A 22,654-nucleotide genomic window follows, 5' to 3' on the forward strand; every position below is an offset into this window, starting at 1 on the left:
AACCCGCCCATGCCGATGCCATCGCCCCTGTCGCCCGAATCCCGCCGCCAGGTGGCGCAGGAGGCGCGGGCGCATTTCCATCGGCAGATGGACCGGGTGCGGCCCGGTTCCCAATTGTTCGAGGTGGTGAAGCGGGTCGCGGTCGGCACCTATAGCGACGGCTTCATCCATGCCGGCAATCTGGCCTATCTGTCGCTGATGACGCTCTTTCCCTTCTTCATCGTCGCGGCGGCGGTGGCGAGCATCTTCGGTCGCACGCAGGACGGGGTGCAGGCAGTCAACGCCTTCCTTTACACCGTGCCGCGCGGCGTCGCCGATGTGGTGCGCCAACCGATCAGCGACGTGCTGACCGCGCGCAGCGGCCCGCTGCTGTGGCTGGGCGGCCTGGTCGGGCTGTGGACGGTGGGCAGCCTGATCGAGACGATCCGCGACATCCTGCGCCGCGCTTATGGCACCAAAAGCACCAAGCCCTTCTGGCGCTATCGGCTGGGCGCGATCGGCATCACCCTGGTCAGCGTCTTCGCGCTGATGTTCGCTTTTTCTTTGCAGGTCGCGATCACCGGCCTCGACCAGTTTCTCCATCAGATACTGCCCTGGGCGGACGAAGCGATCGGTCTGGTCGCTTCGGCCAGGCTGGTGCCGATGGCGATAACCTGCCTCGCCTTATGGTCGCTGTTCGCGGCCCTGACCCCCACCGCCTATAAGCCGCGCCGCTTTCCCAAATGGCCCGGTGCGGTCGCGACATCGCTCTGGTGGTACGGCACCGTGCTGCTCTTGCCGCCCACCCTGTCGCTGCTCGGCGGCTATGGCCGGACCTATGGCAGTCTGGCGGGTGTCATGATCACCCTCATTTTTTTCTTTCTCGTCGGGCTTGGCGTGGTAATTGGCGCGGAATTGAATGCGGCGCTGGCGGAATTTCCCGAAGAGGAACTGGACGCGGCGGCGAAGGACCAAGGGAACGGAACGACGATATGAACGGCTTGATGGCAGGAAAGCGCGGGCTCATCATGGGGCTGGCGAACGACAAGTCGCTCGCCTGGGGCATTGCCCAGCAATTGCACGCGCAGGGCGCGGAACTGGCCTTTTCCTATCAGGGCGACGCGCTGGCCAAGCGTGTGCGGCCTTTGGCGGAGCAGGTCGGCTCGGATTTCCTGATCGACTGCGACGTCACCGACATGGACAAGCTGGATGCGGCGTTCGCCGAGCTGGAAGCGCGCTGGGGCACGATCGATTTCGTGGTTCACGCGATCGGCTTTTCCGACAAGAACGAACTGCGCGGCCTCTATGTCGACACCAGCCTGGACAATTTCCTGCTGACCATGAACGTCTCTGCTTACAGTTTTGTGGCAGTCACGAAGCGCGCCCGCGCACTGATGCCGAACGGCGGCAGCATCCTGACCCTGTCCTATTATGGCGCGGAAAAGGTCATCCCCCATTATAATGTCATGGGCGTGGCGAAGGCGGCGCTGGAAACCAGCGTCAAATATCTGGCGATGGACCTCGGCCCGGAAAATATCCGCGTCAACGCGATTTCGGCTGGCCCGATCAAGACGCTGGCCGCCAGCGGCATCGGCGACTTCCGCTACATCTTGAAGTGGAACGAACTGAACTCGCCCCTGCGCCGCAATGTCACGATCGAGGATGTCGGCGGCGCGGGCCTCTATCTGCTGTCGGATCTGGCGTCGGGCGTGACCGGCGAAATCCACCATGTCGATGCGGGCTACAATGTCATCGGCATGAAGGCCGAAGACGCACCGGACATCGCGCTGGATAAGTGACATGGAAGAAGTTGAACGCGAACAAGACACTGCAAGGCCAATCACAGAACGCGAGATTGAGGCATTCTCAGTTTGGCTAGACCGTGAAATGAAAAGTAAAGGGGTAACGATCCAGCAAATGGCGGATCGTACAGGTATCACTTACACTGGTATTTGGAATATTGTTAAAGGTAATACTGCCTCACCGAGGCAAGATACTCGGGAAAAAATTGCTTTAGCGCTAGGTGCGGTGGTCCCAGAGCAGATCGAAAAAGAAGCGACTGAGCAATCTACTCCAATCCCAGGTTATGAATGGGTAGATTTTACTCCGTCTGATCTGCTAACAGTTCCATCAGAAAGCGGGATATATGTGTTCTATGATATAACTGATCGTCCTGTTTACGTTGGGAAGTCCAATAAAAGTGTTCAAGGCCGAGTAAAAGATCACCAAACTCGTTTCTGGTTTAAGTATCCTTTGGTAGTAAGGGGAGCTTTTCTAGCAGTTTCTGATCCCGAAATGTGTGATAAGATCGAAATAATTTTGATCAAATTTCTGGGTAAGCACGCGCTAATGAATCAGAAGGGTGCCGTAAGAGATTTTCAGGAATAATCTGGTGATGTTTTGAGCTTCAATTCCTTCGGTCGCGTCTTCCGCTTCACCACCTGGGGCGAAAGCCATGGTCCTGCCATCGGCGCAGTCGTCGATGGCTGCCCTCCCGGCCTCCCCTTAAGCGAAGCGGACATCCAGCCCTGGCTCGACCTGCGCAAGCCCGGCACCTCCAAATTCACCACCCAGCGGCGCGAAGCCGATGAGGTCCGCATCCTGTCGGGCGTATTCGAAGCGCCGGACGGAGTCCGGCGCACCACCGGCACGCCCATCAGCCTGATGATCGAGAATACCGACCAGCGGTCGAAGGATTATTCCGACGTCGCCAAGGCGTACCGCCCCGGCCATGCCGACTATGCCTATGACGCCAAATATGGCTTCCGCGACTATCGTGGCGGCGGACGCTCCTCGGCGCGCGAGACGGCCAGCCGGGTCGCAGCGGGCGCGGTCGCACGCGCGGTCATTCCCGAAGTCGATATCTTCGCCTATGTCAGTGAAATCGGCGGCGACGCGATCGACTACGATAATTTCGATGCCGCTCAGATCGGCCAGAATCCCTTCTTCTGCCCGGATGCGGAGGCCGCCGTCCGCTGGGAAGCGCTGGTCGATGGCGCGCGTCTGGACGGATCGTCGCTCGGCGCGGTGGTCGAATGCGTCGCGTCGGGCGTCCCGGCGGGATGGGGCGCGCCGCTCTACGCCAAGCTCGACAGCGAACTGGCCAGCGCGATGATGAGCATCAATGCGGTCAAGGGTGTCGAGATCGGCGACGGTTTCGCCGCCGCCCGGCTGCGCGGCGAGCAGAATGCCGATCCCATGCGACCTGCTGTGGATGGGGGCAATGACGGTCCCGTCTTCCTCGCCAACCATGCCGGCGGCATTGCCGGGGGCATTTCGACGGGCCAGCCGGTAAAGGTCCGCATCGCCTTCAAGCCGACCAGCTCGATTCTGATCCCGGTCGAAACCGTGACGCGCGAAGGCGAAGCATCGGACATCGTCACCAGGGGGCGTCACGATCCCTGCGTCGGCATCCGCGGCGTGCCGGTGGTCGAAGCGATGATGGCGCTGGTGCTGGCCGATCAGAAGCTGCTCCACCGCGCGCAATGTGGCGATCGGGACGACGACTGACGCGCCGAACCGCGCCAATCCCGCGCCCAACGTCGAATCGACGCGAGACGACTCGCTTCTATTACGATAGGATGACGGTCATCGCCCGCGGGAGGGCGAGCGGCAGAGCGTAAGCATGGGGAGCGTCATTACGCGTCAAAGCGTTTTTCTCGAAAAACGCTGAGATTAAAAACGCGGATTGACGGTCAAAACGTCCCCTTAAAGCCGCGACACGGGCCAGCCATGCAACCATGGCTGGCCCATTTCGTTGCACCCCTGAAAGGACACGCGACCACGCGATCCGCAGGGGGGCCATATGCATTTCATCACCGCGCTGCTGGGCGTCTACCGCGCGGAAATCGGCCTGCTCATCCTTGCCTGCATGTTCGTCGCCTTCGTGCGCGAACGCTATTCGCCGACCGTCATCGCCGTGGTCGGCGCCTGCGCCTACGGCATCTTCGGGATGCTGAATGAAAAGGCGATGTTCTCCGTCTTTTCCAACAGCGCGCCGCTGACGGTCGGGGCGATGTTCGTCCTGTCGGGCGCGCTGGTCCGCACCGGCGTTATCGGCCGCGTCGCCGATCTCATCATGACCCGCGCGGAACGGCATCCGCGCATCGCCCTGGCCGAAGTGGCGCTGGGCGCATTGCTGCTGTCGGCCTTCCTCAACAACACCCCGGTCGTCGTGCTGCTGATCCCGATCATGTTCAAACTGGCGCAGGCGACTGGTTATCCGGTCAAGAAGCTGCTGATCCCGATGAACGTGATCGCGGTGCTGGGTGGCTGCCTGACCTTGGTCGGCACCTCCACCAATCTGGTCGTGGCGGGGATCGCGGCCGAACAGGGGATGGACCGGTTCGGGATTTTCGACATCAGCCTTTATGGCGCGGCTGGCGCGGCGGCGGGCATCGTGGCGCTGCTCTGTCTGTCCTTTCTGCTGCCCAGCGATCCCCCGTCGATCGCGGGCGAGGATGGCGGCGCGGTGCAGGATTATCTGACCGAACTCGTCGTACCGCAGGACAGCGACGATATCGGGCGCGAAATCGGGGCGCTGGGCCTGTTCGGGCGATCGGTGCAATTGCTCGGCCTCAAGCGTGGCGGCGACATCAGGCGGCAGGAACTGGACGCGGAGGAATTGCGTTCCGGCGACCATCTGATCGTGCGGGCGGATGGCGCCGCGATCATGACATTGCGCGAATCGGGCCGATTCGAACTGGGCGTCGCCGCCGATTCGCGCACCAGCGCGCAGGATGGCACCGTGGTCGAGGCGATGATCGCGCCCAGCCACCCGTCGATCGGCGAGCGGTTGATGGACATTCCCTTCCTCCATGCCCTGCGCGTGCGGATCATCGGCATCCATCGCGCACGCCACCTGCCCGGCCCCGATCTCGCCGAAACCCGCGTTCGCGGCGCGGACCGGCTGCTGGTGGCCGGCGGCGACGATGCGATGCGTGCGCTCAGGGACAATCCGCACCTGATCGGCGTCGATATCAGCCGCACCCGCGCCTTTCGCCCGCGCAAGGCTTGGATCGCCATCGCTGCGATGGCGGGCGCGGTGCTGCTGTCCGCCTTCGACGTGGTCGGCATCGGCCTGGCCGCCGTGATCGCCGTGGGCCTGATCCTGGTCACCCGCTGCATCGACCCGGAAGAAGCCTGGGGCGCGATCGACGGCGACACGCTGATCCTCATCTTCGCCATGCTGGCCGTGGGTCTCGCGCTGGAACAGGCGGGCAGCGTCGCGCTGATGGTCGGCTGGATCACGCCGCTGATGCAGGTCGCGCCGGTCTGGACGCTTGTCTTCATCGTCTATTTCGCGTCGCTGATCCTCTCCGAACTGCTCAGCAACAATGCGGTCGCGGCGCTGCTGACGCCCATCACGATTGCGCTGGCGCATCAGTTGGGCGTTGACCCGCGTCCGCTGGTGATCGCGCTGATGATCGGCGCTTCGGCCTGTTTCGCCACGCCGATCGGCTATCAGACCAATGCGCTGGTCTATGCGGCGGGCGACTATCGCTTCGCCGATTTCGTGCGGATCGGCGTGCCGATCAACATCGTCGTCGGGCTGGCGGTGTGCAGCGCACTGGTCCTTCTGGGCTGAACTGGCCCTGTTCGCGCGGCTGCGGTCGCGCCATCACCGCGCAAATGCACAAGGATTACCGTATGACCAGCCTGCACTTCACCCAGGTCGACGCCTTCGCCGACGCGCCCTTCACCGGCAACCCGGCCGCGGTGATGCCGCTCGACGCCTGGCTCGACGACGCCACGCTTCAGGCGATCGCGGCAGAGAATAACCTGTCCGAAACCGCCTTCACCGTCCCGACGCCGGACGATCCCGACGCCGATTATGCCCTGCGCTGGTTCACCCCCACGGTGGAAGTGAAGCTGTGCGGCCACGCCACGCTGGCGAGCGGCCATGTGCTGATGGCCGACGCCATGATCCGTTTCCGCACCCGCCATGCCGGCATCCTGACCGTCACGCGCGACGGCGACGGCTATGCATTGTCCTTGCCCGCCTGGGACATGGCGCCCCGGGCGCTGCCGGACCTCGCGGCGGGGCTGGGCGGCGCGCCGACCGAATCGCACTGGCGCGACGGCGGCTACAGCCTCTTCCTCTTCCCCGATGCCGCCGCCGTGCGGGCGTTGATGCCCGATTTCGCGGCGCTCAAGCGCCATGGCGACGTCATGCTGATCGCGACCGCGCCGGGGGACGACAGCGACATCGTCAGCCGCGTCTTCGTACCGGGCGGCGGTGTCGACGAAGATCCCGTCACCGGCTCTGCCCATAGCCTGCTCGTCCCCTTCTGGGCGGCGCGGTTGGGGAAAGCGCGCCTCAGCGCCTATCAGGCCTCGGCGCGGGGCGGCCGGCTGGGTTGCACCCTGGCGGACGACCGCGTCATCCTGACCGGCCGGTGCCGCACGGTGATCGAGGGCCAGTTCTTTCTCTAAGCCGAACGGGGGATCACCCCGGAAACAGCGCCATCAACCGGGCCAGCGCCCCGCGCACGGCGGCGCGCTGCTTCTTCTCTGGCGACATGCCGATCCGAACCACCGTCAGCCGCTGCGACGGGGAGATGAGGATATATTGGCCATTATGGCCGACGCAGCCGAACAGGCTGTCGGGCGCGCGCCCCGGCATCAGCGCGCTTTCGCCGCTTTCCCGATTGAGCCACAGATGCGCGCCATAGGCGGGGTTGCGCGGCGAGGGCGTACGCATGAAGTCCACCCATTTTCCCGGCAATATCTGATGCCCGTTGGGCGAGCGTCCGTCGTTGCGCAGCAATTCGCCGAACCGTCCATAGTCCCGCGCGGTCATGTGCAGGATGCTGCCGCCGATCATCGTGCCCGCCGCATCATATTCGGGGGTCAGGCTGGGCAGCTTGCCCGGCGCCTTCAGCCGCCCGTCGATGAAGGTCGCCATCGCCTGTCGTCGTACCGCAGGGTCGGCGCTGCTGGTCAGCATCCGCGTCATCAGGTCCGACAGGATGACGCTGCTGCCGGTCGAATAGGAAAAGACCGCGCCCGGCGCGTGGGCCAGCGGCTTGGCTTCGGCATAGGCGCGCATGTCCTGCGCCCCGTCCATGAACAACATGCGCGGCGTGTCGCCGCTGGTGATCGGCTCGCCATCCTCGACATGGTCCAGCCCCGACCGCATCTGGAGCAACTGGCGCAGCGTGATCTTCCCGCGCGGATCGCCCGGCTGGCTCCAGGCCGCGACCGGCACCGGTGAATCGAGCGCCAGCCGCCCGTCCGACACCATCAGCCCCACCAGCACCGCGGTCACGCTCTTGGCGATAGACCAGGACAATAATTTGGTGTCGGGGCCGAAGCCGGGGGCGTAGCGCTCGGCGATCACCTGGCCGTCGCGCATCACCAGCAGCGCGCGCGTCTCGCCCATCGCCTCATCCTCGAACAAGGGATCGATCGCGGCGCGCAGCGCTCCGGCACCCACCACGGCGTCGCCGGCCACGGAATAGACGGGTGCGGGCGCAGGGGCCGCACGGACGACCAGCGTCCCCGCCACCACGACGCAGGCAGCGCCCATCGCCAGCCCAAGGCGCTTTACGATTCGGCTATCGATCTGCATAAGCCGGCGCCCTTACAGAAGGGAATCGAAAAGGACCATGCTGGTTCGACGGAAATGGTGGATATCGGGCGGCTTGCTCGTTCTGGCGCTGCTCGCGCTCGTCGCATGGCAATGGACGACGCTCGGCGCGCGCGCGCGCTTGGGCGCGGCCTATGGCGCGCGGATCGGCTGCTCGTGCCGCTATGTAGAAGGCCGCGCCATGGGCAGTTGCGAGGCTGACAAGGAACCGGGCATGGGCTTGGTGCGCCTGACCGACCTGCCCGAAGTCCGCGCCGTGGAAGCCAGCGTGCCTTTGCTCGCCCGCCGCACTGCACGGTTTAAGCCCGGCTGGGGGTGTCTGCTCGATCCGGTGGGGTGAGGGGCGTCGAATGCGGCTGCTCTGGCATGACGGAGGAACGCAGATCGTCCGCTAACCACCCATCTTCGGTTCACCCCCTAGCCCCACCACCCCCCAGCCGCTAAGGCTCCTCCATGCGGCCCGACATTCCCACGCTTCTGCACGACATATTCGGTTTCACCGCCTTTCGCGGGGTGCAGGAAGAGGTGGTCGGCCGCGTCATGGCGGGCCAGCCGACGCTCGCCATCATGCCCACCGGCGCAGGCAAGTCGCTCTGCTACCAGCTTCCGTCCGCCGCGCTCGACGGCTGCTGCGTCGTCGTCTCGCCGCTGATCGCGCTGATGCACGACCAGTTGCGCGCGGCCAATGCCGTGGGTCTGCGCGCCGCCAGCCTGACCAGCGTCGATGCCGACTGGCGCGAGACGCAGGATCGGCTGCGCAATGGCGATCTCGACCTGCTCTATGTCGCGCCCGAACGCGCCAGCCAGGAACCGTTCCGCAACCTGCTGCGCGCCGCCAAGGTCGCGCTGTTCGCGATCGACGAAGCCCATTGTGTGTCCGAATGGGGCCATGATTTCCGCCCAGACTATCGCCTGCTGCGCCCGTTGCTGGACGAATTTCCCGATGTCCCGCGCCTGGCGCTCACCGCCACGGCGGACGCCCACACGCGCGAGGACATTCTCGTCCAACTCGGCATCCCGCGCGACGGCCTTATCATCTCGGGCTTCGACCGGCCCAACATCCGCTACGCCGTCCACCCGCGCGACGGCCTGACGCGCCAGCTCAGTGATCTGGTCGCCGCCAATCCCGGTCCCGGCATCGTCTATGCGCAAACCCGTGCCGCGACCGAGAAACTGGCCGAAACGCTGGGGAAGGGCGGCCGCGCCGTGCGCGCCTATCATGCCGGGCTGGACCCTGCGGTGCGCGCCCGCAACCAGGCCGCCTTCATCGCCAGCGAAGACATGGTCATGGTCGCCACCGTCGCCTTCGGCATGGGCATCGACAAGCCCGACGTGCGCTTCGTCGCGCACGCAGGCCTGCCCAAATCGATCGAGGGCTATTATCAGGAATCGGGCCGCGCGGGCCGCGACGGCGAACCGGCGGTCGCGCATCTTTTCTGGGGGGCGGAGGATTTCGCCCGCGCCCGGATGCGCATCGCCGAACTGGAGCAGGGCCGCCAGCAGGGCGAGCGCACCCGCATCGCGGCGCTCGGCGCACTGGTCGAAACCGCCACCTGCCGCCGCGCGATCCTGCTGCGCCATTTCGGCGAATCGCCGCCCGCCACCTGCGGCAATTGCGACAATTGCCTGTCACCCCCGGCCAGCGTGGACGCGACGCAAGTCGCCCGCAAATATCTCTCCGCCGTCTATCGCACCGGCCAGAGCTTCGGCGCAGGCCATATCGAAGCGGTGCTGACCGGCGCCCCCAACGACAAGGTGCGCGAACGCGGCCATGACAAGATTTCCGTCCATGGCATCGTGTCGGGCGAAGAGACCGCGCTGCTGCGCCCGGTGTCGCGCGCCCTGCTGGTGCGCGACGCGCTGGAAACGACCGAACATGGCGGGCTGATGCTCGGCCCCAACGCCCGCCCGATCCTGCGCGGGGAGGAGGAGGTGCGCATCCTGATGCCGCCCAAGCGAGAACGGCGCGGCCGCAACGCCCGCAATGGGGCGGAGGCCAACCCGGTCGGCGATCCGCTGTTCGACGCCTTGCGCGCCTGCCGCCGCGAACTGGCGCAGGAGGCGGGCGTGCCGCCCTATGTTATCTTCCACGATTCGACCCTGCGCGAAATGGCCGAGCAGCGCCCATCCAGCATCCGCGAGATGAGTCACATCAGCGGCATCGGCCAGAAGAAGCTCGACGCCTGGGGCGATGCCTTCCTCAGCGCGATCCGGCCCTATCTCTGAACCAAATTTCTTGAAAGCGACAAGCTGAGCGCGCATGGCTCACCCAAAGGAGACGCATATCATGTTCCGCAAGCTGACCGACCGCATTCTCGTATCCCCGCAGATCAGCGTCGATCAGGTCGGCGAAGCCAAGGCGCAGGGCGTCACCCTCATCATCAACAACCGCCCCGACGACGAGGAGCCGGGCCAGGTCAACGGCGCTGAGATCGAGGCCGCGGCGAAGGCCGCGGGCATCGCCTATCTCGCCGTGCCGGTCGCCCATGGCGGCTTTTCCCCATGGCAGCTCGACGGCATGGCGCAGGCGCTGGAACAGGCGGGCGACGGCAAGCTGCTCGCCTATTGCCGCTCCGGCACCCGCAGCACGCTCCTCTGGGCGCTGACCCGCGCCCGCGCCGGCGACAATGGCGACGTGCTGGCGGCGCAGGCCGCGGCGGCGGGCTACGACATCGCTCCTGTCCGCCAGATCATGGACGCTCTGGCGCCGCAATAATCGCGCGCGTCACCACAGTACGCCATCGACCGGCTCTAGCGGCGGCGGAGCGGGCAGGCCGATCGCCTGATTGAGATCCGCCTCGATCGTGGTGGTGATGCTGGTCAGCGGCAGGTCATGGACATCGTTGCCGAAAGGATCGACCAGGTCGTCGCCGATCTGCAGCACGGCCAGGAACATGAAGCCCGCCGCCGCCGACCCGATCGGCGTCGCCATCCCCAGCGTCTCGACCAGCCCCACGGGCAACAGGATGCAGAAGAGGCGGGTGAAATATTTGGGGAAGGCGCGATATTGCGCGGGCAGCGGCGTGTTCTTGATCCGCTCCATTCCGCCCTGCGCGTTGGACATGTCGACCAGCAGGGCTTCGATCCGGCTTTGCTGGATGGTGTCGATCCAGCCGCGCCGCACCGCGTCCATAACCTGTCGGTCCGACCCGTCCAGCATGCCGTTGGCCGGGTTGCGGCGATCCAGTTCGGGCAGGGGGTCGTCCCCCAGCACCCGCCGCATGTCGGGCGCGGGATCTTCCCGCCGCAACTGGCGGCGCAGCGCATGGACATAGGCGACATGGCGCTTCACCAGCATCGTCGCCATCCCCCGCGCCTCGGGCGTATCGGGCAGATAGGCGAGGATCGCGCGTGCGAAGCTGCGCGACACATTGACCATCGCGCCCCACAGGATGCGGCCTTCCCACCAGCGCTGATAGGCGCTGTTGACGCGGAACCCCAGCACCAGCGCCAGCGCCGTGCCGAATATGGTCAGCGGCAGAGCAGGCGCGCGGAAGGGCGAGATATAATAGAAGATGGTGACCGCCAGGTCCCAGAAGAACAGCGCGATCAGCGCGCTCCAGGCTTTCTCGAAACTCTGGCGGATGCGGGGGGAGCGTCCAACGATCATGACCTGTCTCTAAAGGGCGTCGCCGCCCTCATCGTCCAGTTTCAGCCAGGCATGGCGCAGCGCCAGGCTACCGACGATGCCGACCGCCTTCAGCGTCGCGGCATGGATGGACGGCGTGGTATCGGTCAGCGCGAAGCCAAGGCAGATCAACCCCAGCAGCATGGCGGCATAGATGGGCAGCGCTTCGATATCGTTCCAGGCCATTGGCGGATCGGCCTTCGGGTAGCGCGGGCTCAGCATCGACATGGGCGGATACTCCGTGATGAATTGCGGGAAACGCCTGTAAAATGATGCGCTGCAAAAGCTGCGGTCAACCGTCTGCGTCAGGCGCAAGCCAATGTTGCATGGCCTGAAATCCAGCAAGAAAGCCTTACAAAAAAGCGGGTTTCCAGAGATGGAGCAATGAAAGCATACGGTTCTGCAATAGGCGATCTATTGCGTTGCAGCATCGCTTCCCTAGCTTGATGCGATGCCCGATCGTTTTGCCGAAATCGAATCCTTCGTGAAGATCGCCGAATCCGGCACGCTGTCCGAAGCGGCGCGTCGCCTGGGCCTCTCGCTCGCGGCGACCAGTCGCCGCCTGTCGCAACTGGAGGCGCGGCTGGGGGTGATGCTGATCCGCCGCAACAGCCGCCACCTGTCGCTGACGGAGGAAGGCTCGCTGCTCTACGACCGGGCGGGGCGGGCGCTAAGTGCGATCGACGATGTGGAAACCGACGTCATGCGCCGCGCGACGGAGGCGACCGGGCTGCTGCGGGTGGTGACGACGATCGGCGCGGCGCGGATGCGTCTCGCACCGCTGTTTCGCCATTATGCGGCCTTGCACCCCGACGTCGCGATCCATCTGGAAACCGCCGCGCAGGCGACCAACATCGTCGAAACCGGTCATGACATCGCCATCTGTTTCGATCCGCCGCCCGATTCCGCCCTTACCATGAAGCGGCTGACCGACAATCCGCGGCTGCTGTGCGCCGCGCCCGCCTATCTCAACCGGCGCGGGCACCCTGGCGCCATCGGCGACCTGTCGGTCCATGACAATATCGTGGTGGGCGAGGCGCAGCAGGAGCTATGGCGCTCCGTCGTCGGCAGCGGCCATGGGCCACGGGTGACCCTCAGCACCAATGATGGCGACATGGCGCGCGCCTGGGCGCTGGACGGCGCAGGCATCGTCATCAAGTCGCTCTGGGAAGTGGCGGATGATCTGGATGCGGGCCGGTTGCAGCAATTGCTGCCGGATGTCGCGCTGCCCGCCGCCTCGATCGTCGCGCTCTATGTGCCGGGGCAGGGCGAGATGGCCAAGGTCCGCTCCTGCCTCGACTTCCTGTCCCGCCACCTCAAGAAAGGCTGGCCCGTCTCGCCCGCCGACAGGGCTACACCCGCCTGAACGGGAAGGGCGCCACGGTGCGCTCATAGCTGTGCAGGTCGAGCGCGCGCGTGACCGGCGGCAGCGCGCGGTCGGGGCAGGCGCGGCGTTCGCACAAAGGACAGGTCGGGCCGATCCCGGTCGCTTCGCCCCGGTCCACGTCGATTCCGTCGGCATGGGCGATCCGGCCCGCATGTTTGGCCTCGCACCCCAGCGCGATGACCGACCGGCCGCGCGCCGCCCCCGGCGACAGTCCGATCGCCAGCGTCAGGAAGCGCTTGCCGTCCAGCGTCTCGATCAACTGCGGTGCGACCCGATCCGCCTCCTGTGCGCCATGCGCGTCCCAGCGCGGGCAGGTGCCGCCGTAGCGGGCGAAGGGCCAGGCCTCGCCATCGAACCGCTTGGACACGATCCCGGCCCGGTCGACCTTCGCCATGAAGAAGGGGATGCCCCGCGCGCCGGTGCGGTTGAGGCTGGTCAGGCGGTGGGCGAGCTGCTCGGTCGACACCCCGAACCGGTCGCGCAACAGGGGCAGGTCGTGCCGACTCTGCTCGGCCGCCTGCCGGAAACGGTCATAGGGCATGATGAGCGCCGCGGCGGCATAGTTGGTCAGCGCCATGCTGGCCAGGCGGCGGCTGTCCTCGTCGGGCGGCGCGGCGCGGGCGATCTGGGCGGTGATCGCGTCGGCCAGTTCCTGCGCGCACAGATGATAGGCGATGGCGAACAGGCGGCCCGACGGGCGTAGTCGTTCGCTCAGCATCACCCGTCGCCGGTGCATGTCATAATGGCGCAGCCTGTCCGCCAGCACGTCGCCGCGCACCACCTGGCACGCCATGCCGTGCCGGTCCTTCAGCCGCGTGCGCAACTCCGCCTGCAACAATAAGGGGTCGTCGGGCAGGGCGGCGGCGATCGCCTCCGCCCCCGCGTCGATCTCGGCAAAATGATTGCCCGCCCGCGCGATCATCTCGCGCAGCCAGTCGACCGGCGCGACCAGCGGGACAGGGCCACCGTCGCCCCGCGCCAGTGCCTCGCCCGGCATTCGCCGCAGGTCGCTCAGCGCACGGTAGAAACGGGCGATCGCCTCGCTGACGCCGGGATAATTTTCCGCGACCTCCAGCACCTCGTCACGGGCGATGCCAATGTCGCGCACCAGCGCGTCGGACAGGATTTCACTCAGTTCGCCGGGGCCACCCTCCTGCGCCTGCGCCGTGAAATCGCGAATATCGATGTCATAGGTATTGGCCAGCCGCAGCAGCATCTGCGCGGTCAATGGCCGCTGGTTGCGCTCCAGATGGTTGAGATAGCTGGGCGACACGCCCAGTTCCTCCGCCATTTGCGTCTGGTTCAGTCCCAGTTCGCGGCGCAGCACGCGCAACTTGGGGCCAAGATAGAGTTTGCGGTCGGTCAGTTCTGCCATAATGTCATAATGTCATAGAATGACATTATGACCAAATAGGATTATGACTTCGGGCCACTCATCGGCCTTATAAAATGCGATTCACCTGTCTAACTCGGTGTCCATCAGCCCCGACGGGCGCAGCCGCGAAGGACACATATATGACCACCGATACGATCGCACATACCCGCGAGCCGACCCGTTCGCGCGCCGTTTTCTCTCAGGAGGATTTCGGCCTGATCCGCACCGCCATCGCCCATTATCTGCGTGAGGTTCAGGACCAGCCGGAGTCGGTCAAATATGCCAATCTCTACCACCGCCTCGGCCGGGTCGCGTAACCAGCCGCATTGACTGAACGACAAAGGGCGCGGGATCATCCCCGCGCCCTTTCGCCCATCCATTGAAATAATCTGTTCCCGCCTGCGCGGGAACAGGCTGTGTCAGAAGAACCGCGTCATCCAGTAGAACAGCGCCCCGATCGCGGCGCTGGCCGGCAGGGTGACCACCCAGGCGACGATGATGCTCGACGCCACGTTCCACCGGACCGCCGACAGCCGCCGCGACGCGCCCACGCCGACGATCGCGCCGGTGATGGTGTGGGTGGTGGACACCGGAATGCCCAGATGGGTCGCCATGAACAAAGTGATCGCGCCGCCGGTTTCCGCGCAAAAGCCCTGAGCCGGGGTCAGGCGCGTGATCTTCGATCCCATGGTGTGGACGATCTTCCATCCGCCCAGCAAAGTGCCCAGGCCCATCGCCGCCTGGCAGCTCAGCACCACCCACAGCGGGACATGGAAACCGCCGGTCAGCATCCCCTGCGAATAGAGCAGGACCGCGATGATCCCCATCGTCTTCTGCGCGTCATTGCCGCCATGGCCCAGAGAATAGAGCGAAGCGGAGACAAGCTGGAGCTTGCGGAACACGCTGTCCGCGCCCTGCGGCGTGAACCTGCGGAAGATCCAGCTGATGAGCAGGACCAGCATCAGCGCCAGGAACAGCCCGACCGCGGGCGATATCACGATCGCCGCGCTGGTCTTGAACACCCCGCTCCACACCACCGCGCCCAGTCCCGCCTTGGCGGTCCCCGCACCCAGCAGCCCGCCGATCAGCGCATGGCTGGAGGAAGATGGAATGCCCAGCCCCCAGGTGATGAGGTTCCAGGCGATGGCCCCCATCAGCGCGCCGAAGATCACCTGCGGATCTATGATGCTGGCGTCGACAATGCCCTTGCCCACCGTTTCGGCGACATGCAGGCCGAAGAAGAGGAAGGCGATAAAGTTGAAGAAGGCGGCCCAGGCGACCGCATATTGCGGCTTCAATACGCGGGTCGACACGATGGTCGCGATCGAGTTGGCGGCGTCGTGCAGGCCGTTCAGGAAATCGAACAGCAGGGCGACACCGATCAGCGCGATCAGCAGGGGGAGGGCGATGGGGTCCATGAAACTGTTGCGTGATCAGGCGTGGTCTATGACCAGGCCGGAAATCTCGTTCGCGACATCCTCGAACCGGTCGGTGACCTTTTCCAGATGGCTGTAAATCTCGTTGCCGACGATGAAGTCCATCGTGTTGCCGGCCTGCGCCTGCTGGAACAGCGCCTTCAGCCCGGCTTCGTGCAATATGTCGGCATGGCCCTCCAGCTTCACCAGCCGCTCGGTCAAATCATGCAACCGCGTGGAATTCAGGTTGAGCGAGCGCAACAGCGGCATCGCCTCGGCGGTGATGCGCGCGCATTCGACGATCAGCGCGCTCATATCCTGCATCTGCGGCGCGAAGTCCTTGACCTCGTACAGCGCGATCGCCTTGGCGGTCTGGTTCATCTGGTCGATCGCGTCGTCCATCACGCCGATCAGGCCGGTGATCGCGCTGCGGTCGAACGGCGTCACGAAGATGCGGCGGACGTCCTGCAGCACGTCGCGGATGATGTCGTCCGCCTCATGCTCGCGGTCCGAAATCTCCTTGATATGCGCCGCCATGTCGGGGCCGCCCTTCAACAGCTTGGCCAGCGCGTCGGCGCCGAACACCAGGGTCGCGGCATGATCCTCGAATTGTTCGAAGAACCGCCCCTGCTTGGGCATCAGCGCGTGAAACCAGCGGAGCATTCCAGTCCTTTCATTCTGTCTGTCGCGGATCGCCAGCAGCAGCCGCAGGAACCAGCCCGGATCGGCGGGCGGTTCGCGGAAGGCCGCGATGATCGATTGCAGGTCGGGTTCGTCGACCGCTTTTGCGGCTTCGGCGACGGGGAACCAACGCAGCTCCCTTTGGCCCTGTTCGGGCCATTGCGTCAGGTGGCCGGTGACCGCAAGCGGAAAAACTTCGACCGTGGCCTCGCGCGACCCGCCCTTGCGCTTGCGCTTGTCATAGCTGTAGCGGCCCAGCGGCGCGGGGCAGGCGATGCCGTGGATGCCGGCTTCTTCATAGGCTTCCAGTTCGGCGGCGCGGTGCCCGGCCAGCCCCTTGATGCGATTGCCCTTGGGGATCACCCAGCGTCGCGTCTCGCGCGACGTGATGAGCAGGATCTGCATCGATCCGTCGGCGGCGGTGCTGTAGGGCAGGGCGGCAATCTGGCGCATCAGCCGACCCTTCCTGGGGTCATGCCCTGTTCTATCCTCTTGCCCCCGACGCGTTCCATCCGCGCCTTGTAACGTAAATGTCATTTTTCGCAATCGGCCCCTGCGCGACATGTGCAGGGGTCGATGCATAGCATCAGATCGACAGGCGCGCCGTCAGGCGGATGTCGCGGCCGGGCAGCGGCGCATAATCTTTGAGGAAGCTCGCCGCGCGGCGCGCTTCGACATCGAAGATATTGTTCGCCGACAGCGTCAGCGTCGTGCGGTCATTGCCCTTCAGCGGCTTCCACGACAGCGACGCATTGACCAGGGTGAAACCGTCCGTGTCGGTTTCGCGAACAGCGGTACGGTTTTGGGCGAAGCTATGCTCCACCTCGCCGCGCAGGCTCAGCCGGTCGCCTTGCGCCTCCAGCCCGCCCAGCAGGCGCAGCGGGGGAATGCGCGGCGCCGGGCCATTGCCCTTGATCGTCGCGCGGACATAGTCGGCCACGCCGTCGAAATTGATGGCATAGCCGCCGACCTGCGCCAGCTTGACCGTGGTTTCCGCCTCAAAGCCCAGATAGCGGGCGTCGGCCTGATTATATTGATAGCAGGGAAAATCGAGTTCCGCGCCGCCGTTCACCGCCATGCAGGCGCTGTCGTCGACCAGCGCGTCATAGATATAGCCGCTGAACCAGTTGTGATAGGCCGACAGCGATATCGTATAGCCCTCCCCCTGGCCGCGCAGCGTGCCTTCGACGCCCCAGCTCTTCTCCTTGCCGAAATTCGGATTGCCGACCTGGAACGCCTGCGTGCCGGCATGATTGCCGCGGGCGAACAGCTCTTCGGCCGACGGCGCGCGCTCGGTACGCGACAGGTTCAGGCCCAGCCGCCAGCCCGGCGCGAGTTCATGGCTCGCCCCGATCGAACCGGACACCGTGTCGAAGCTGCGGTCGTAGGAGGGGTTGAACAGCGTCGCGTCGGCATCGGCGCTGACATCGGTATGTTCGAAGCGTCCGCCGACCTCGACCCGCGTCGTGCCCAGGTCGATCGACTGGAGCGTGAAGACGCCGATCTGGTCGGTCTGGTTGCGCGGCAGGAATTTCTCTTCCCCTACGACATAGAATTTGCGGGTGAAATATTGCGCGCCGACTGCGCCGTCCCATCCGCCGCGCTTGGCCTGCACCAGTTCCAGCCGCGATTCCATCGACTGGTTGTAGAAGGTCGTGCCGACCGCGCCCGTATCCTCGATTTCCTGGTGCTGGTAATCGGCGAACCCCGCGCGGAAGCGGATCGATTCCAGCAGGCTGCCATTGACCGGCAGTTCGGCGCGCATATCGACGCGGTCCTGCTTCATGTGCAGCCGCACCTGCTCCGCCTCGCCGCCGGCTTCCGTGGCGTAACGCACCGGCACGCCATAGAAATTGTCGGTATGTGCGACCGAAAAGCCCAGATTGCCGCCATCGGTGATCAGCGCCGCGCCGCCCGCAACCTCCCATGTCTCGGCCGCGCTGTTGGGCAGCTTGCCGCGCAGGGTCGACAGCCCTTCGATCTCCGGATCGCCGCTCGCCGCGGCCTGCGCGCGCAGCGCCGGGGTCAGGATATAGCTGCCCGTGTCGAGATTGCCGGTCTTGGTATAGCTGCCGTCGAAATGGACGACGAACTTGTCGCTTAGAGGGACTTCGATTTCGCCCGATCCGGTGCGCTCGTTCGACGCGCTGCCATAGGTGCCGATCGCGTCGATATGGACCGGCTCGTCTGGCACGCGGCGCGGGATGCGGCTGTCGATCACATTGACCACGCCGCCGATCGCGGATGATCCGTAGAGCAGCGCCGCCGGGCCGCGCAGCACTTCGATCCGGTCGGCGGTCAGCGGGTTGATCGCCACGGCATGGTCGACCGAGGTGTTGGACACGTCGAAGCTGCCGATTCCGTCGGTCAGGATGCGCACCCGCTCCCCCTGAAAGCCGCGCAGCACGGGGCGCGACGCATTGGGGCCGAAGGAGGTGGCGGACACGCCCGGCTGGCGCGCCAGCGTCTCGCCGATGGTGGAGCGCAGTTCCCGCGTCAGCTTCTGTCCCGTGATGACCGACGTGCCCGACAAAATGTCGCCCTGCTTGCGCGGGATGATCGCGGTGACGACGATATTGGCCTGCGCGTCATGATAGGCCCCCTGGTCCCCGGCGTCACCTGCGTCCGGAGTCGGCGTGGTCTGGGCAAGAGCGGGCATGGCAAGGCACAGCGCGGTAACGGCGCAGCCTGCGCGCAGCATCGGAAAGCGGGACATGAGGATCAACCCTTTGGTTCTGGCCTATGTGATCCTGTATCTAGGATGATACATCATATCAAGATCGTTTCGCCGCATTTTTGCTGCGACGCGACATTATCACGCTCGATCAGAGGAAGAGAAATTCCGCCAACGCCTCGACCGCGGGCTTTTCCGCCGCGCGCGGTGCTATAGCCTGGCGAATCTCGACCGCGGGCAGGGGAATGTCCAGCGCCAGCCGCTTGATCCCGCTCATCCGGCCCAGGTCGCGGGCCAATGTCCCGAACGCTGCGAAACAGCCCGCGCCATCGCGCAATGCGGCGATGATCTCGAACATATTGTCGCTTTCCAGCAGCGGCATCACGTTGCGCACCCGGCCCTTGGCCAGCGCCGCATCGATGATGTCGCGCATCCCGCTGCGCGTTTCCATCGACAGCATCGGCGTCATGGACAGGTCGTCGCGGCTGACGCTGTCGGCCCGCGCCAGGGGATGGCCGCTATCGGCATAGAGGTTGAGCGGTTCCGACCAGCCATAGCGGGACTTGAGGTCGGCCGGCTCCTCCAGCGCATAGAAATAGGCGATGTCCGCCCGCCCATTGGCCAGTGCCACCGCCGCGTCCTGCGCCGTGTGGACATGCAGGTCCAACGTGATCGCGATATCCTCGTTCGCCGCCTCGAACGCGGCCAGCGCGTCCTGAAAATGCCCGAAGACAGGCGGGGGCGCGGCGAGGGCAATGAGCTGGCGAGGCGGCTCTTCCGGCGCTTCTGGTGGTGGTGGGAAAGGGGAGGCGGGCGAGGGCGCCGGCGGCGATGTGGGCGTGCGGTCCTGTGCCGTCTCCTCCACCGGCGCAGGCCTGTCTTCGCTCAGCAGCGTCATCGCCTGCGCCGTCTTGCGCCCCGCCGGCGTCAGCCGCGCGTCGCCGTCCAGATCCTCGAACAGGCGATAGCCCAGCCGCATCTCCAGCGACGCCAGGTCGCGCAGCACCTGCTCCACGCCGACGCCCAGCGCATCGGCGCAGCGCACGACGCCGCCCGCCGCCACCATCTGCGCGAATATGTCCAACTGGCGCAGGGAAGGGCTGTCCATGGGGCGGTGATAGAGGAAATATCGCAGGGGGTTAAGGGCGATCTTCGCGATCCCATGCAATGGACAGTTGACGAGCGCCACCCGATGATGGCAGGGCGACCGCCTGCCGGGCGGGTATAGCTCAATGGTAGAGCACTAGCCTTCCAAGCTTGTGATGCGGGTTCGATCCCCGCTACCCGCTCCACGCTGTTTCAGCGGCCCGGCGACGGCGGTCCCGAACTGCCCCTTTCGATCAGTGTGAACAGGAATTCCGGTGCATCGACCGGGCCGTTGGCGAGCGCGTCGATGACGGACCGGCCCATATCCTCCAGCGGCTGGCGCACGGTGGTCAGCGGCGGCCAGGATGTCAGGCTGGCGCTGGTGTCGTCGAACCCGGTCACCGACAGATCCTCCGGCACGCGCAGCCCGATGCTATGCGCCAGCGTCAGCACGCCCAGCGCCATCTCGTCATTGGTGGCGAAAATGGCGCTGGGCGGCTGGGGCAGCGCCAGCAACGCCTCACCCGCCTCGATGCCGGACGCGAAATCGAACCGGCCCTGCACGAACAGCGCGTCGTCGACCGCGATGTCCGCCGCCGCCAGCCCGTCGCGAAATCCCTCGACCCGGCGCAGCGCTGCGCGATGGGGCGGCGGCGGGGTGATGACGCCGATGTGGCGATGGCCGAGCGCGATCAGATGATCGGCGACCATCCGGCCCGCGGCGCGCTCGGGCGTATGGATGGTGAAGCTGGCCGCGACCACCGATCCGGCGATGCGCGCATAGGGCAACTTCATCTCCGCCAGCCGGGCCAGCAGCCCTTCGTCGTCCGACAGCGGCGGCACCAGCAGCACGCCGTCCGGGCGCAGCGCCGCCACCAGCCGGTCGAGAACGTCGAAACGTTCCTCGCCACCCGGCGAAATCGGCTCCACCACCAGATGATAGCCCAGTTCGCGGCAGCGCCAGGCCGCGCCGATCTGGATGCGGCTGACATAGCCGGGCGCGGGGTTGTTGTAGAGGAAGGCGATCATGAAGGACTTGCCCCCCGCCAGCCGACGCGCCGACTGGTTGGGGCGATAGCCCAATTGCCTGATCGCGGCGTCTACCCGCGCCTGCAATTCGGGACTGACATTGGGTGCCTTGTTGACGACGCGCGACACCGTTTTGATCGATACCTGGGCGAGAGCGGCGACGTCGTGGATGCTGGTCATGGATCTTCGCAATGTTGGAGCGGAAGGACTGGAACGGGAAGCGTCGACCATGGCGACAGCGGATGGCGATTGGCAAGTCGGCCGTCGCAAGTTTATGATCGGGTCGCGGCACAGGAGCGACGGGAAGACCGATCATGACCAACATCGTCAATCTGCGGCAGGCGCGCAAGGCGAAGGCGCGCATGGACAAGGCGCAGGTCGCGCAGGAGAACCGCGCACGCTTCGGCCGGACCAAGGCGCAGCGCCTGGCGGATACGCAGGAAGAGCAGCGCCGTGCCGCCCTGCTGGATGGCGCAAGACGCGAGTCCGAAGAAGGCTAGGGCGTCGCACTATATCTATAGTGATTATTGGCGCGATATGCGGCTTATTCTGTAAATGAGCCGTTCATATTGAGATGAACGCCTATTCATCTCGTTCATCCTGACCCCGAACTGTCACAATTCGTCGCGATTCTGATCCACTGCCTGCGTTGAATCGCGCAGTCGGCCGTTGGTCCTTTGCTATGACTGGAAATATTCGCACAAACCGCCCCGCCAGGGCCGCGATTGCCGCTGTTCTGGCTTTGACTGCAACCCCGCTGCTGGCCCAGACCGCCGCGCCGCCGGTCGCCCCGACCGTTGCGCCCGCCACGCCTGCCCCGGCCATGGCCGCGCCTGCGCCTATGGCCGCCCCGATGACTGCGCCGGCCGCGACGCCGACCCCCGAATTTACGCCCAGCCAGCCGGTGGTGCAGGCCACCCCGCCGCTGGAGGAGCGCATCGCCGCCGCGACCGCCGCTGCGGAAGCGGAACAGGCTGCGGCCCCGGCCGCCAAGCCGCGTTCGGCACCCGCTCAACCTATCGCCCGGGCCGCCGCACGCACGGCTGATCCCGTCGCCCAACGCCCTGCGCCGCGTCCCGCCACTGTGACGCCGATCGCAGCCGCACCCGCGGAAACGGCCGCGCCGGCACAATCGACCCCGGCCGTTGCGCCGATGCAGGAGGCCGCGCCCGCTCCGGTCGCCCAATCGCCCGCACGCACCGACCGGGCGATGCTCTGGGCATTGGGCGGCGGCGCGCTGCTGCTGCTGGGCCTGGGCGGCGCTGCGCTGATGCGCCGTCGTCGTCCTGACGAGGATGCGGTCGATGCCCGCGTCGAGCCGGTCACCTACGCGCCTGCGCCGGTTGCCATTACACCGGCCCCTGTCATGGCTGCGAGCGCCCCGATCGCGCCCCGCCCGGCGCTGGCTGCGGCGCGCACGCAGGATGCGACGCTTGAAGCCATGGTCACTGCCGCGCCCAGTGCGGACAATCCGTTCCTCACCCGGACGAAGCGGCTGCGCCGCGCCCAGCATCTGATCGCTCAGCGCGAAGCCGCCGCGATCGCTGCGCCCGCGCCGCAGACGACCCATGCGGAACCGGTGCCCGCTGCGGCGCTCGACCGTAGCCAGACCGTCTATCGCTTTGGCAACGATCGTAAGCCCTCGGGCTTCCTGAAGCCGCGCACCAGCTAACGGCGCGCAACAGCTCATCCCATGGGACGGAAGGCCAACCGGCTTTCCGTCCCTTTTTCATGGGTCGCATCGGTTGCGCTTTGGGCCCCCGCCTGTTACCGGCGCGCCGGTCATTCCCGCGCCATTTTACAGAAGGC

Annotated in this window: 22 protein-coding genes and 1 tRNA gene; 14 read left to right on the forward strand and 9 right to left on the reverse strand. The window is 65.7% G+C overall.

The window, feature by feature from the left end; all coding sequences use genetic code 11:
• The first annotated feature begins 9 nt into the window (after positions 1 to 9).
• The 6 genes from K9B33_RS18120 to K9B33_RS18145 all read left to right on the forward strand — a co-directional run bounded on the left by K9B33_RS18120 (position 10) and on the right by K9B33_RS18145 (position 6,414).
• The gene (locus K9B33_RS18120; RefSeq protein ID WP_224550474.1) at positions 10 to 975 is read left to right on the forward strand and encodes a YihY/virulence factor BrkB family protein; all 966 of its coding nucleotides are present in this window, start codon (positions 10 to 12) and stop codon (positions 973 to 975) included.
• Positions 972 to 1,778 (forward strand): enoyl-ACP reductase FabI, encoded by an 807-nt coding sequence (gene fabI / locus K9B33_RS18125; RefSeq protein WP_224550475.1) that lies wholly within the window; start codon positions 972 to 974, stop codon positions 1,776 to 1,778. The genes K9B33_RS18120 and fabI overlap by 4 nt, the downstream gene beginning before the upstream one ends.
• 1 nt (position 1,779) lies before the next feature.
• On the forward strand, positions 1,780 to 2,367 hold the full coding sequence (locus K9B33_RS18130) for a hypothetical protein (RefSeq protein WP_224550476.1): 588 nt from the start codon (positions 1,780 to 1,782) through the stop codon (positions 2,365 to 2,367).
• Between the two features lie 12 nt (positions 2,368 to 2,379).
• A complete protein-coding gene (gene aroC, locus K9B33_RS18135; RefSeq protein WP_224550477.1) occupies positions 2,380 to 3,489 on the forward strand; it encodes a chorismate synthase in 1,110 nt (369 codons plus the stop codon).
• 295 nt (positions 3,490 to 3,784) lie between these two features.
• Entirely contained in the window at positions 3,785 to 5,566 is a 1,782-nt protein-coding gene (locus K9B33_RS18140; protein ID WP_224550478.1) for an SLC13 family permease, read from the forward strand.
• 62 nt (positions 5,567 to 5,628) lie between these two features.
• A complete protein-coding gene (locus K9B33_RS18145) occupies positions 5,629 to 6,414 on the forward strand; it encodes a PhzF family phenazine biosynthesis protein (RefSeq protein ID WP_224550479.1) in 786 nt (261 codons plus the stop codon).
• A 13-nt stretch (positions 6,415 to 6,427) separates the two neighbouring features.
• Here K9B33_RS18145 and K9B33_RS18150 read toward each other — a convergent pair whose 3' ends face one another.
• Positions 6,428 to 7,552: a serine hydrolase domain-containing protein gene (locus K9B33_RS18150; RefSeq protein ID WP_224550480.1), complete on the reverse strand. Its 1,125-nt coding sequence runs from the start codon at positions 7,550 to 7,552 to the stop codon at positions 6,428 to 6,430.
• A 37-nt stretch (positions 7,553 to 7,589) separates the two neighbouring features.
• On the opposite strand from K9B33_RS18150, the gene K9B33_RS18155 reads away from it, so the two are divergent.
• The 3 genes from K9B33_RS18155 to K9B33_RS18165 all read left to right on the forward strand — a co-directional run bounded on the left by K9B33_RS18155 (position 7,590) and on the right by K9B33_RS18165 (position 10,286).
• Complete coding sequence (locus K9B33_RS18155; RefSeq protein ID WP_224550481.1) at positions 7,590 to 7,910, forward strand: hypothetical protein; 321 nt, start codon at positions 7,590 to 7,592, stop codon at positions 7,908 to 7,910.
• A 113-nt stretch (positions 7,911 to 8,023) separates the two neighbouring features.
• Positions 8,024 to 9,796 carry a DNA helicase RecQ gene (gene recQ / locus K9B33_RS18160; protein WP_224550482.1) on the forward strand — a complete coding sequence of 591 codons (1,773 nt, stop codon included), beginning with the start codon at positions 8,024 to 8,026 and terminating at the stop codon, positions 9,794 to 9,796.
• A 61-nt stretch (positions 9,797 to 9,857) separates the two neighbouring features.
• Positions 9,858 to 10,286, forward strand: a complete 429-nt coding sequence (locus K9B33_RS18165; RefSeq protein WP_224550483.1) for a TIGR01244 family sulfur transferase — start codon at positions 9,858 to 9,860, stop codon at positions 10,284 to 10,286.
• A gap of 9 nt (positions 10,287 to 10,295) precedes the next feature.
• Here K9B33_RS18165 and K9B33_RS18170 read toward each other — a convergent pair whose 3' ends face one another.
• Together K9B33_RS18170 and K9B33_RS18175 are read right to left on the reverse strand one after the other, a co-directional pair.
• Entirely contained in the window at positions 10,296 to 11,180 is an 885-nt protein-coding gene (locus K9B33_RS18170) for a bestrophin family protein (protein WP_224550484.1), read from the reverse strand.
• 9 nt (positions 11,181 to 11,189) lie between these two features.
• On the reverse strand, positions 11,190 to 11,426 hold the full coding sequence (locus K9B33_RS18175; protein ID WP_224550485.1) for a hypothetical protein: 237 nt from the start codon (positions 11,424 to 11,426) through the stop codon (positions 11,190 to 11,192).
• Between the two features lie 223 nt (positions 11,427 to 11,649).
• Here K9B33_RS18175 and K9B33_RS18180 point away from each other — a divergent pair, with 223 nt between their 5' ends.
• Entirely contained in the window at positions 11,650 to 12,564 is a 915-nt protein-coding gene (locus K9B33_RS18180) for a LysR family transcriptional regulator (protein ID WP_224550486.1), read from the forward strand.
• Here the strand turns inward: K9B33_RS18180 and K9B33_RS18185 are convergent.
• The gene (locus K9B33_RS18185) at positions 12,551 to 13,960 is read right to left on the reverse strand and encodes a short-chain fatty acyl-CoA regulator family protein (RefSeq protein WP_224550487.1); all 1,410 of its coding nucleotides are present in this window, start codon (positions 13,958 to 13,960) and stop codon (positions 12,551 to 12,553) included. The genes K9B33_RS18180 and K9B33_RS18185 overlap by 14 nt on opposite strands.
• A gap of 140 nt (positions 13,961 to 14,100) precedes the next feature.
• On the opposite strand from K9B33_RS18185, the gene K9B33_RS18190 reads away from it, so the two are divergent.
• Positions 14,101 to 14,277 carry a hypothetical protein gene (locus tag K9B33_RS18190; RefSeq protein ID WP_224550488.1) on the forward strand — a complete coding sequence of 59 codons (177 nt, stop codon included), beginning with the start codon at positions 14,101 to 14,103 and terminating at the stop codon, positions 14,275 to 14,277.
• Between the two features lie 102 nt (positions 14,278 to 14,379).
• Here the strand turns inward: K9B33_RS18190 and K9B33_RS18195 are convergent, their stop codons facing one another.
• From K9B33_RS18195 to K9B33_RS18210, 4 genes are all read right to left on the reverse strand, one after another.
• On the reverse strand, positions 14,380 to 15,378 hold the full coding sequence (locus K9B33_RS18195) for an inorganic phosphate transporter (RefSeq protein WP_224550489.1): 999 nt from the start codon (positions 15,376 to 15,378) through the stop codon (positions 14,380 to 14,382).
• 15 nt (positions 15,379 to 15,393) lie between these two features.
• Entirely contained in the window at positions 15,394 to 16,509 is a 1,116-nt protein-coding gene (locus K9B33_RS18200; protein WP_224550490.1) for a DUF47 family protein, read from the reverse strand.
• A gap of 133 nt (positions 16,510 to 16,642) precedes the next feature.
• Positions 16,643 to 18,772 (reverse strand): TonB-dependent receptor, encoded by a 2,130-nt coding sequence (locus tag K9B33_RS18205; protein WP_224550491.1) that lies wholly within the window; start codon positions 18,770 to 18,772, stop codon positions 16,643 to 16,645.
• A gap of 109 nt (positions 18,773 to 18,881) precedes the next feature.
• The gene (locus K9B33_RS18210) at positions 18,882 to 19,838 is read right to left on the reverse strand and encodes a LysR family transcriptional regulator (protein WP_224550492.1); all 957 of its coding nucleotides are present in this window, start codon (positions 19,836 to 19,838) and stop codon (positions 18,882 to 18,884) included.
• 110 nt (positions 19,839 to 19,948) lie between these two features.
• Between K9B33_RS18210 and K9B33_RS18215 the strand changes: the two genes are divergently transcribed.
• Positions 19,949 to 20,022: transfer RNA gene (locus K9B33_RS18215), tRNA-Gly, on the forward strand.
• Between the two features lie 7 nt (positions 20,023 to 20,029).
• On the opposite strand, the gene K9B33_RS18220 is transcribed toward K9B33_RS18215, so the two are convergent.
• Positions 20,030 to 21,025, reverse strand: coding sequence for a LacI family DNA-binding transcriptional regulator (locus K9B33_RS18220; protein ID WP_224550493.1), 996 nt, complete (start codon positions 21,023 to 21,025; stop codon positions 20,030 to 20,032).
• A 134-nt stretch (positions 21,026 to 21,159) separates the two neighbouring features.
• Here K9B33_RS18220 and K9B33_RS18225 point away from each other — a divergent pair, with 134 nt between their 5' ends.
• The gene (locus K9B33_RS18225; RefSeq protein ID WP_224550494.1) at positions 21,160 to 21,345 is read left to right on the forward strand and encodes a DUF4169 family protein; all 186 of its coding nucleotides are present in this window, start codon (positions 21,160 to 21,162) and stop codon (positions 21,343 to 21,345) included.
• A gap of 182 nt (positions 21,346 to 21,527) precedes the next feature.
• Complete coding sequence (locus tag K9B33_RS18230) at positions 21,528 to 22,517, forward strand: hypothetical protein (RefSeq protein ID WP_224550495.1); 990 nt, start codon at positions 21,528 to 21,530, stop codon at positions 22,515 to 22,517.
• Positions 22,518 to 22,654: the final 137 nt, after the last annotated feature.

Origin of the sequence: Sphingobium sp. 3R8 (genome assembly GCF_020166615.1) — a bacterium.
Taxonomy (GTDB): Bacteria; Pseudomonadota; Alphaproteobacteria; order Sphingomonadales; family Sphingomonadaceae; genus Sphingobium; species Sphingobium bisphenolicum.